This is a genomic window from Halodesulfovibrio sp. MK-HDV, assembly GCF_009914765.1.
Classification (GTDB): domain Bacteria; phylum Desulfobacterota; class Desulfovibrionia; order Desulfovibrionales; family Desulfovibrionaceae; genus Halodesulfovibrio.
Genome location: NZ_WYDS01000016.1, coordinates 118,881 through 129,410, shown reverse-complemented (window position 1 = coordinate 129,410; position 10,530 = coordinate 118,881). Strand labels below are relative to the sequence as shown.

Annotated in this window: 10 protein-coding genes; 2 read left to right on the top strand and 8 right to left on the bottom strand. The window is 44.5% G+C overall.

Annotated features, from left to right (window positions below; all coding sequences use genetic code 11):
- On the top strand, positions 1 to 348 hold a 348-nt coding region (locus MKHDV_RS13410; protein WP_305794752.1), incomplete at its 5' end, for a molybdopterin dinucleotide binding domain-containing protein.
- 168 nt (positions 349 to 516) lie between these two features.
- Here MKHDV_RS13410 and MKHDV_RS13405 read toward each other — a convergent pair.
- From MKHDV_RS13405 to MKHDV_RS13380, 6 genes are all read right to left on the bottom strand, one after another.
- Entirely contained in the window at positions 517 to 981 is a 465-nt protein-coding gene (locus MKHDV_RS13405; protein WP_160716123.1) for an Lrp/AsnC family transcriptional regulator, read from the bottom strand.
- Between the two features lie 247 nt (positions 982 to 1,228).
- Complete coding sequence (locus MKHDV_RS13400; RefSeq protein ID WP_160716121.1) at positions 1,229 to 1,909, bottom strand: ABC-type transport auxiliary lipoprotein family protein; 681 nt, start codon at positions 1,907 to 1,909, stop codon at positions 1,229 to 1,231.
- An 8-nt stretch (positions 1,910 to 1,917) separates the two neighbouring features.
- The gene (locus tag MKHDV_RS13395) at positions 1,918 to 2,841 is read right to left on the bottom strand and encodes an MlaD family protein (RefSeq protein WP_160716119.1); all 924 of its coding nucleotides are present in this window, start codon (positions 2,839 to 2,841) and stop codon (positions 1,918 to 1,920) included.
- 1 nt (position 2,842) lies between these two features.
- Positions 2,843 to 3,619, bottom strand: coding sequence for an ABC transporter ATP-binding protein (locus MKHDV_RS13390; protein WP_160716117.1), 777 nt, complete (start codon positions 3,617 to 3,619; stop codon positions 2,843 to 2,845).
- Between the two features lie 2 nt (positions 3,620 to 3,621).
- Positions 3,622 to 4,755: an ABC transporter permease gene (locus tag MKHDV_RS13385; RefSeq protein ID WP_160716115.1), complete on the bottom strand. Its 1,134-nt coding sequence runs from the start codon at positions 4,753 to 4,755 to the stop codon at positions 3,622 to 3,624.
- Between the two features lie 179 nt (positions 4,756 to 4,934).
- A complete protein-coding gene (locus MKHDV_RS13380; RefSeq protein WP_160716113.1) occupies positions 4,935 to 6,635 on the bottom strand; it encodes a SulP family inorganic anion transporter in 1,701 nt (566 codons plus the stop codon).
- Positions 6,636 to 7,353: 718 nt separating this feature from the next.
- Between MKHDV_RS13380 and MKHDV_RS13375 the strand changes: the two genes are divergently transcribed.
- Positions 7,354 to 8,529, top strand: a complete 1,176-nt coding sequence (locus MKHDV_RS13375; protein WP_160716111.1) for an amino acid permease — start codon at positions 7,354 to 7,356, stop codon at positions 8,527 to 8,529.
- Positions 8,530 to 8,599: 70 nt separating this feature from the next.
- Here the strand turns inward: MKHDV_RS13375 and proX are convergent, their stop codons facing one another.
- A complete protein-coding gene (proX, locus tag MKHDV_RS13370) occupies positions 8,600 to 9,619 on the bottom strand; it encodes a glycine betaine/L-proline ABC transporter substrate-binding protein ProX (protein ID WP_160716109.1) in 1,020 nt (339 codons plus the stop codon).
- Positions 9,620 to 9,689: 70 nt separating this feature from the next.
- Complete coding sequence (locus MKHDV_RS13365) at positions 9,690 to 10,523, bottom strand: proline/glycine betaine ABC transporter permease (RefSeq protein ID WP_160716107.1); 834 nt, start codon at positions 10,521 to 10,523, stop codon at positions 9,690 to 9,692.
- Positions 10,524 to 10,530 lie beyond the last annotated feature (7 nt).

The window sequence follows — 10,530 nt, the reverse complement described above, 5'->3', positions numbered from 1 at the left end:
TTAATACTCACAACGGGTCGCGTATTGTACCAATATCATACAGGAACTATGACTCGAAAAGCCGAAGGGCTTGCAGCAAAAGTTCCTACAGCGTATATAGAAATGAGTAGCAATGATGCTGCAAAATTTGGAGTAACTGATGGGAAGTTTGTAAAAGTATCTTCCCGTCGTGGTTTCATTGAAGTGGAAGTTCAGCTTTCAGAAAAAGCCGTAGATGGAACAGTTTTTATTCCATTCCATTTTGCAGAAGCTGCTGCCAACGTGCTTACTAACAGTGCAGAGTGTCCTGAGTCCGGCATCGCCGAAGTGAAGGTCTGTGCTGTAACTATCGAACCAGTCGGTGACTAGGCGAAAGTCTAGAAACCACAACAACCACATATGACAGGAGCGGGTTGGCAGTGTAACTGCTGACCCGCTCCTACGTTGTTCTCGTAATAAAAAATACGGGAGAGATTTTTTGTGCGCAAATTAGAATGTATATGCAAACAATGTGTTCCCTGCAACGAGTGTTGATCGTTACTCAGGGAGTGTATTCGGGTCGAGGATGTATGGTGTCATTAAGTTTGAGCCTTTATATACAACAAAGCTTTCCACAGAACGAATCCCTTCAATCTTGGACATTTCTTCAGAGTAGAATTCTAACAGTCCGAATCCATCCCGAAGCAGCAGGGTCAAAATAATATCAAATCGACCTGTCACAACTGCGCCTGAAACAACGCCGCGTAATTGGCTAAGTTCCTGACATTTCGCAAAAAGATCGCGTTCATCAAGCAATACACCCGTAAATACCATGGTATGGCCGGGGAGTTTTTCTACATCAAGACGCGCGACAATATCCATCACGCCTTCTTTCTGCATTTTGTTAATACGGGAACGTACGGTGTTTTCCGCAACAGCAAGTTCCTGTGCAATCTCTCTGAATGACTTTCGCCCTTCGAGAAGTTGTCCGGCAATCTGAAAGCTCAACTTATCAATTTTCATACATTCCCTCCGGTTACGGAATTGTCTTTTTGCAGGCACAATTAAATTTATGAACGACAAAGCGATAGTGATTCTATAGATACTAATTTTTACAAAAAAATTCAATAACACCAGATAAAAAGAGCGTATTTCCTCATTCGTGCGTCAGCATGGAGTTTAGAAATGCAGAAACGCCGTATTAATTACGGCGCTTCTATAGTGATTAAGTTATTTTTTCCAACAGACTACATGCATAGAGGATGAGCGGCTAATTACCACCTGTGTTGCTTACTGTAGAGTGCATTTGCTTGTTCAATTGTTGTCTTTCAATCGTACATGTCACCCATGCATTCATATCATTCAAAATCGTTTTTACAGTTCGATTGAATGATTCAACAATTGGGACAAGCCCTTGCCCTGAGGCAATTTCGTTCCCTGCAAAGACAGATGATGCAACAGGTTCCAGTGCTTTGTCAGTGTCGATAAGCCAGCAGTTAAACGTAACATATATTTGTGGTGGATATTTTTTTCCGGCGTAGCGCGCATAAAAATCTTCAATGCTCCACACCAGTTTGTAGTCAGCGGCAATTCCGGATTGTGTATTGTTAAACGAACGGACCAGTTGTGTAGAGTTAAGGGAATGAATGGCAGCAGTCTGCATCATCTCAGGAAGAACGGTCGCCCATTGCCCTTTGGCATAATAGAGAACTTGCTGATTTGGCTGAAGAACGGCAATACCCGTTGAGTTTAAAAATGCATTAGCTTGCGGGCGACCAACTGAGACTGTCGGCACAGCATGCATAGCTGTTTGCGCGGGAGATTCAGTCGATACCGCAAGCATGTAGTGCTCTGCAGCTGATGGCGGCTGTAACCCGACATCAATCGCACAACCTGAGCACACTGCGAGTACTAACGGTACAATAAGTAGTCTAACGATAAGTTTGCGCATACATGCTCCTATGGCGTTTGGTATTCGGGCACTGTTGTACCAAGCAAGAATTGCTTAGGGTTGCTGTTTAATTTTTGCGCAATATTTTCCAGCGTATTCACAAGAATTCGGCTTTGGTTCACGAGCGATGTAACGTCGTCCAAGCCGCCTTTACTGAAACGTGTCAGTCCCGGTTCCATATTCTTCACTAGTAGATCTATTCGTTTGATCAGGATTCCAATTTCTTTTGTGGCAGGCGTTAGTTGCTTGGCGACATAGTCGTTAACAGACAGAGCTGTTTTTTCTGTTTCTGCCATTGCGTTCTGTGTCTGAGCTGCAGCATTTTTTACGTTGTCCAACGCCAATTTGATATCTGCTTCGCGTTTAACCAACATATCGGAGAATGAGGACACGTTTGCCAAAATCTCTTTCACGTGTTCGCGGTTTTCCGGATCGACAACTTTTCGAAGATCTGCCAGTAATTTTTTACCAGTGTTAATCATTTCAGGAAGAGAACTGATGAGCTCATTAAGGGGCGAGGGAATCGTTTTAATGAGCGGAACGTTACCTTTAAATAGTGGCTTGAGCAGAGGGCTTGTTGCTGTGCCGCCTGAAATGAAAACTGAAGATTGTCCTGTGATGCCGATAGGAATCAAATTTGCGCGTGAGTCATCACGGATAGGTGTGTTGCGTTTGATACGAATCCGCACACGAATTTCTTCAGGTTTATCCTGACTGAGCATAATGGCGGTAACTTGACCTACTCGCACGCCGTTAAGCAGTACCGGGTTCGATATGGATAGCCCGTTTACGCTGTTCTGGAACAGGATATCGTAGGGGAGATCGTCCGTGTCAGAACTGCTTCCGACCCCCCAGAGTATAAACCCGAATCCAAACACAAATGATGCGATGATGAAAATGCCTACAATAATATAGTGTGCTCGTGTTTCCATTCTATTTCTCCCCGCAAGGCTCCATTTTAGCGCTACGTCCGCGTGGACCGTTGAAGTAATCTTGAATCCATGGGTATGGGTTTGCTGAAAGTTCTTCGACCGTCCCGAGGGCGTAAATTCGCTTCTCGGCAAGAACTGCTACTCTGTCACAGATGGTGTGTAGTGTGTCTAAATCATGTGTGACGAGGAAAACTGTAAACCCTAACGCATGTTGTAGTGTTTTAAGTAAGGTATCAAACGCTCCTGCTGTAATTGGATCCAGCCCCGCGGTTGGTTCATCCAAAAAAAGTATTTCCGGGTCCATTGCGAGGGCTCTGGCCAAACTCGCGCGTTTACGCATTCCGCCTGAAAGCTCAGAAGGCATGAGGCTCGATGATTCTATGGGTAAGCCAGCTAAGAAAATCTTAAGCAGGCAAATTTCCCTTCGCGTCTTGTCGCTGATTTTTGTGTATTCCCTGAGAGCAACATCAACATTTTCCAGTACAGTTAATGATGAATACAGTGCGCCGTCCTGAAACAGCACTCCCCAGCGCTGCTCGATTTTATGCTTCTCTTTTACGTTAAGCAGATGGTACTGCTTTCCAAAAATTTTAATCTGTCCCTGCGAGTGGCGATTTAATCCAAGAATTGTTCTGAGCAGGACAGATTTACCTGACCCAGAGCCACCAATGACACCTATTATTTCGCCACGTTTAACGTCGAGATCAAGGTTCTCATGGATAATATTGCTTCCATATTGTGTTTTAACGTCTCGTAGAGAAAGTATGATGTCGTTCATGGCTAAATCCCCATCGCCGCAAAAAAGATGGCGAAACCTGCATCAATAACGATTACAGCAAAGATTGATTCAATAACTGCTGTGGTCGTGAGCCTACCAACAGATTCAGCGCTACCTGTAACCTGCATGCCCTGAAAGCACCCGATCGTTGCAATGACGATAGCAAAAAATGGTGCCTTAATTATTCCAACATAAAAATCCCAGATGTTCAGTGTTTCATGGAGACGGATAATAAATCCATGAAGCCCGATATCCAGCGATTGCCAAACCATAAGTGCGCCGCCGAGCAAGCCCATTATATCTGCAATGAATCCGAGAATAGGCAGCATGATGATGAGGGCAAGAACTCGCGGGATTACAAGAGTGTCTACAGGATCGAGGCCGGACGTTTTCATCGCGTAAATTTCTTCATTGGAGATCATTGCACCAATTTGCGCTGTAAACGCAGAGCCGGAGCGACCCGCAATGACGATTGCTGTGAGAAGAATGCCGAGTTCACGCAGAACGGAAATCTGGACAAGTTGTATTACAAAAACCTGCGCACCAAATTTTTGGAGCTGCTGTGCGCCCATATATGCGAGCACCATTCCGATAAGGAAAGAAAGCAGGGCGATAATCGGGATACCGCGAAGTCCAACATGCTCTAGGTGATAGAAGAGCGCTGTAACTCTAAATCTCCGCGGATTAAGAAGAGAACGGGCAAGTGCGGTGACAACTTCACCAAGGAACCCGACAATATTTATTGTGATTTTGCACTGCTCAATGAAGCTGCGGCCTGTATTGTTTAAGAATGAGATATAGAACGGCACAGGTTTAGGAGGTGCTTTTTCTTCCGTACGTTTTCCAACAGTTGTCAGTAATATTTGATCGTTGGCTTCCGCTCCGGAGATTGAACAGGTTTTTCCATCAGCGACAGCTTTTCGACGATATTGTTCAAGAATCCATGCGCCGTTGGTATCAAGCTTAGCAATGTTTGCAATGTTCAGCACGATAGAGTGCGCTGCATGCAGTACGGAGTCCATAAAAGGGCGCTCAACTGTATCCAGATGCAAGGTTGTCCACGTTCCTGAAAGAGAAATGCTTGTTTCCTCAGGGCTGGTCTGGACTTCAAAAGATGGAGCTTGCTGTGTCGTCATGGTGCTCTTTTGGGTAATAGTAAAAAAACAGTGTGAGTACGATACCATACTCTGAGGGCTATCTAGAATGGTATACACTGAAAAATACTTAATACCCTTAAAAGACAGTGGCTAACGCAAACAATGGATAAAAAAAGCCCTGTAACAGGTGTTACAGGGCTAAGTGGAGATGTTCTAAACTACGCTACGGCAGGCTTTACAGTAGGTGATGCACTCGTTTCATCAACAAGTTTGTGTGCTTTAGACCATGCTGTTCCAAAGGAATGGCAGATGTCGTCATTGCTAATAAAAGACAACAAGCCAAATCGTACCATTTGTTTTTGAATGGAAGGATCAACACCGGAGAACATCACGTGTACATTCAATTGCTGCATTTGGAGCAGTACCAGTTCAATTGCGTGTAACGCCGTAGCATCAATTGTATGAACATGGCGCATTCTAAAAATAATGGCTCGTGGTGGCTTGCGCATCAAAGAGAATGTCTGTGAGAAACGATCGGCACAACCAAAGAAGAATGGGCCATTGATTTCATAGACTTCAATTTCACTGTCCCACGATGGAGCATGTTTTACCGGAGCAGCTTTTGTTCGTTCCCAGTTTTGGAATTGAGTTGCGTCACTGATGCGTCCAATAAGAAGCAGTGCCGCTAACACAACGCCAAACTGTACACCTACAGTGAGGTCTACAAGAACAGTAAGCAGGAATGTGCAAAGCATAACTGCAGCATCTGATTTTGGAGCACGGAGAATATGAACGAATTTTGGCAGTTCACTCATATCCCATGCAACATATGTGAGGACACCGGCAAGGCTGGCAAGTGGAATTGCAGAAGCAACCGGAGCAAAAAATTTAACAAATAATGCAAGCACAATAGCGTGAACCATGCCGGATACCGGTGAGAATGCGCCCGCACGAATATTGGTAGCGGTTCGGGCAATTGCACCTGTAGCTGGAATGCCGCCGAAGAAGGATGATGCGATGTTTGCAATACCCTGACCAATGAGTTCGGTGGATGAGTGATGGCGTTCACCAGTCATACCGTCAGCCACAACAGCACTTAAGAGAGATTCAATGGCTGCCAGCAGAGCAATGGTGAGGGCATCAGGAAGCATGGTAATAACGAGTGAAGGAATATTTGCCGGCAGCGCAAAGGTAGGCAGTTCTGCCGGAATGCCGCCAAAGCGTGTTCCAATAGTTGAAACATCCAGACCGCCTATGATTGCCACAGCAGATGCGGCTAAAATACCTGCAATATGCGACGGAAATCTTGGGAAGAGCTTACGGGTAAGATATATTGTTACAATAGTGATGCCCGCAACAGTAATAGAGTCTATATGTGCAGTAGGTGATGCCTGCACTAACGTCGTTACCTTTGGGATAAACGACGCCGGAAGATCCATTAACTTTAGCCCGAGTAAGTCTTTTATCTGCGTTGTAAAAATCAGCAGAGCGATACCGGTGGTGAAGCCGGTAGTCACAGGGTACGGAATGAATTTGAGCAACCTGCCCAATCCGCAAAAGCCCATAACAAGTAAGATTATGCCCGCCATACCTGTAGCTACTACAAGCCCCTCATACCCGTGTCTGGCTATGATTCCTGCAACAATAACAACAAATGCCCCTGTAGGGCCACCAATTTGGAAGCGAGAACCGCCAATTGCGGAAATAATGAAGCCGGCTACGATGGCTGTAAAAAGTCCTTTTTCAGGGGAACAGCCACTGGCAATTGCAAATGCCATGGCTAACGGCAGGGCAACAATACCTACTGTTGAACCAGAAACGACATCTTTGACAAATTGCGAAAGAGTATAGCCGGATGTGAGAGTAGTGAGTAGAGCAGGCCGAAAAGTTCGCCTGCTAAAAATAGCGTGTGAACGCACAGTGTATCCTCCATGAATAATAAAAACACATAGGGTGGACACAGGCGCGGTCCGTTTGAAATTTCGGATCGGTCTGGAGGTCTTCGCCGTATATTGACTATAGAATAGCTTGAAAAGCTAAGCATTCTGAAGCCAATAACTTACTGTAAATACAGAAAATTTAAAAACATAATGTACGCGTGCACTCACTTTTTTAAAGCGATGCGAAGGCTTAATAGTGAGTTTTTTGAAATGATGCAAGGGAGATTTTTGTGCAAAAATGACAACGCCGAATTAAACATTAATGTTAAACGTGGAAACAAAAATGTATGTACACTGTACAATATTGTAAAACTATCTATTGTAGCGCTGCCGTGCATAGATTATAATAAAATACTAAAAGTGTTAGTTTTTGTCAGAAACGTAAAAAATATGCATTACAGTGCTTGACCTTGTCTTATCACAACGTGTACTTGGTGCTGACTATAAAGATTAATCGCGCAACTGTATAAGTCAGCATCGTTACTGTATCGCTGCACACAACTTAGTAGGCTTTACATTAAAAAATAATAGTAAGCCTTCAAAGGGCGAGAAGTACCGTCACGCTTTTTATCCTTACAATTCTCACTAGTAAAAGTGTTCCCCAATCTGCTTCAAAAACGGTTGAATCAGGTGCTGAACACTCTTGTTTGTTATCTGGTGTAGGCGCGGGCACAAATGACCTATGGGGGTTATAATTATGAAGTCTCAATCTCTGGATGCAGTATGTGTTGTAGCTGGCACCACTATCGGTGCGGGAATGCTTGGTTTGCCAATGGCAATCGGCTTCCTGGGCTTCAAAATCAGCATGGTACTGCTTCTGGTCATGTGGGCTCTGGCATTCTACACTTCGCTTCTCTTGCTTGAGGTTAACCTTCAGGTCGGAGCTGGTTTAAACGTAAATATGATGGTTAAGAAAGTTCTTGGCAGATGGGGGCAGGTAATTGCCGTTGTTTGTCTGACTTTTCTTCTCTACGCTGTACTTGTTGCGTACGTGACCGCAATGGGTGGTATTATTGCCCGTGCTATTGGCGTTAATGCTGACCCTATCAGTACAGGAGCTTGCTCCGTTGGATTCGCAGCAGCAATGGCTGTTATTATATATTTAGGTACAAACGCAATTGTACGTTTTAACAGCGTAATTTTCTTAAGTATGCTTGGTGCAATGGCTATTGCATTTGCAACATTAAGTACCACTGTAGACGTTAATGTGCTGATGAATGCCACACCTGATTACAAGTATCTTGTGGGTGCTATCCCGGTACTCTTTGCATCTTTCTCGTTCCACTTCTGTATTCCAAGTATCACCACTGTTGTGGGCACAAACACCAGACAGCTTATTCGCATCATGTTTTGGGGTACGTTGCTTCCACTGTTATGCTACATGCTCTGGTTATTCCTGTCCCTTGGCAGTGTGCCAATGGATCAGATTGTAAACATGAGTGGCAGTGTAGATTCTCTTATCAAATCTATGTGCAACGGCTCTGTGGTAGTTCAAACTATTCTGTCTGTCTTTGCAGCTTTTGCGCTGATTACATCATTTTTTGGCGTAGCACTTTCTTTGTTCGATCTGACTGCGGAAACCCTTCGTCGTGGTGATACTGGCAAAGAACGTATGGGGACAACCCTTATTGTGTTTGTTCCGGTTGTGATTGCTTCATTACTTGCGCCGGGCGGCTTTATCGCAGCACTTGCCCATGCCGGAGCAGCTCTTGCAGTTATCTGTATCCTGTTACCGTGTGCGATGAGCTACAAACTTCGTCGTGAGGCAAAAGTAGCAGCACAGCAGCTTGTATACATGACTCCTGGTGGCAGCATGGGGATCGCAACAGCAGCTGTATGCGGTGTTGTAATTCTTGTTGCCAACTACGTGTAAGCTTTCTATTTTCAATAATAAAAAGCCCCGCTTTCGTGAGAAAGCGGGGCTTTTTTTTGTAGTGAATGACTTATCTTATGGTGCGTCGGGCTTGAGTAAGCCAGCTGTTCCAAAGAACTTGATTGTTTTCAATCCATTCATCAGCATGACGCTCAATATCACGCTGAGATTTTTCGCCTTCCATGAGTTTTGTGTATTCTTCACTGAGGTCACTCAAGTCGATGGTGAAAAGCTCTAAAAATTTTCTAGCAGGCGGGTTTTGTGCAAGAAAGTTATTGTTCGCTACGACACGGATATCAGCAACACTAAAGCCCATATCAATAGGATTGGATACAGCGCCTTCTACTTCATGCAAACGCATTAAAGCGAGCTCTTCTTTGGAGCCAGTGTTCGGAATGTTGTGCGGAACGTTAATCCATACAACGTCTTTGCCAGGAATCAATTTATAGATGGTCCAGCTTGGAGTCCATGTGTAGTAAAAAATTGGCTCTCCGCTCTTGTAAGCCGCAATATTCGCCGCCATAGCAGCTTCATACGATGCGCTTACCTGTTCGACATGATCTTTCAGGCCATATTTGTCGATATGCATATCGATAACTTTAACGTTTTCCCATCCGTGAGGGGCACCGGTAAGGTCTGCTTTGCCATCTCCGTCTTTATCAAAAGCTCTGCGAACTTCAGGACGTTTGAAATCTTCCAGTGATTTAATATTCAGTTTGTCAGCATGTTCTTTATCGACAAGATATCCCTGCAGAGCTTGTTTTTTTAAGACATAGCCAATCGGAGAAATTGAATCTTTAAATTTTTCCAGATAGTTGTCGTAGAGTGGGAACCAACCATTTGGCCAGTAGTCTACATCACCCAGTGAGAGCGTTTTAAAGAACAGTGCTACTGGAAGCTCTTTGGATTTTTTAACGGTATACCCCAGCTCGCGAAGTCCTTTTTCGATGATAATCGAGTGAAAGTAACCTGTTGTCCATGTGGCGCGAGCAGGTTTGATGGTAATTCCTTCACCCGGCTTGTCGCTAAATGCAAATGCGGGAACAGACATGGATACAATAAGTAGGGCGAGTAAAATCTTTTTAAACATCGTTGAATACATCCTACGGTGCTAAAGGTTTTCTTAAGGTGGTCAGGAACAGCTTGTTGTATGGCTCAGCTTATTTCTTTTTCTGGGCTGCAGCTTGTGTAATGCGGTCAAGCATAACAGCCATAAGAACGATACTGATACCACCGATTGCAGCAAGGCCAATATCAAGGGAGTTTAGTCCGAGAATTACTGGCGATCCCAGTCCACCTGCGCCAATAAGAGCAGCAACAACAACCATGGAAAGAGCCATCATAATAGTCTGATTAAGCCCAGCCAAAATAGTCGGCATGGCAAGGGGGATTTGTACTTTTACTAAGATTTGTCGATTCGTTGCTCCAAAAGCTTCAGCGGCTTCAATAAGTTCTCGCGGAACCTGTCGGATACCCAGTGATGTGAGTCGAATGATTGGTGGAAGCGCAAAGATAATTGTAGCTAGTACACCAGCAGCATTGCCGATGGAAAAGAGCATAACAATCGGTACTAGGTAGACAAATGATGGTGTCGTTTGCATGGCGTCAAGCATAGGCCGCATGATTTGCTCAAATCGGTTACTACGCCCTGCATAGATTCCAAGAGGAACGCCGGCAATAACACAAAAGATTACTGAAGAAAGAACCATGGCCATGGTAGTCATGGTCGCTTCCCATAAGCCAAGTAGGCCGATAAGAACGAGAGAGAGTCCTGAAAAAAGGGAAATTCTCCATCCGGCAATTTTCCATGCCAGTAGGAGCACAGCGATGATTATTATTGCAGGATGCAAGGCGTTAAGCCCGTGGTCCAGTGCATTAAGAGTCTGTTCAACAGGCCATTTAAGTTTGAGAAAAAAAGCTCTGTGGTTATCCACAAGCCAGTTGACGCCGTCTGAGATCCAGATATCCATTGGAATAACTTGTTCGTTAAACATACCAGAG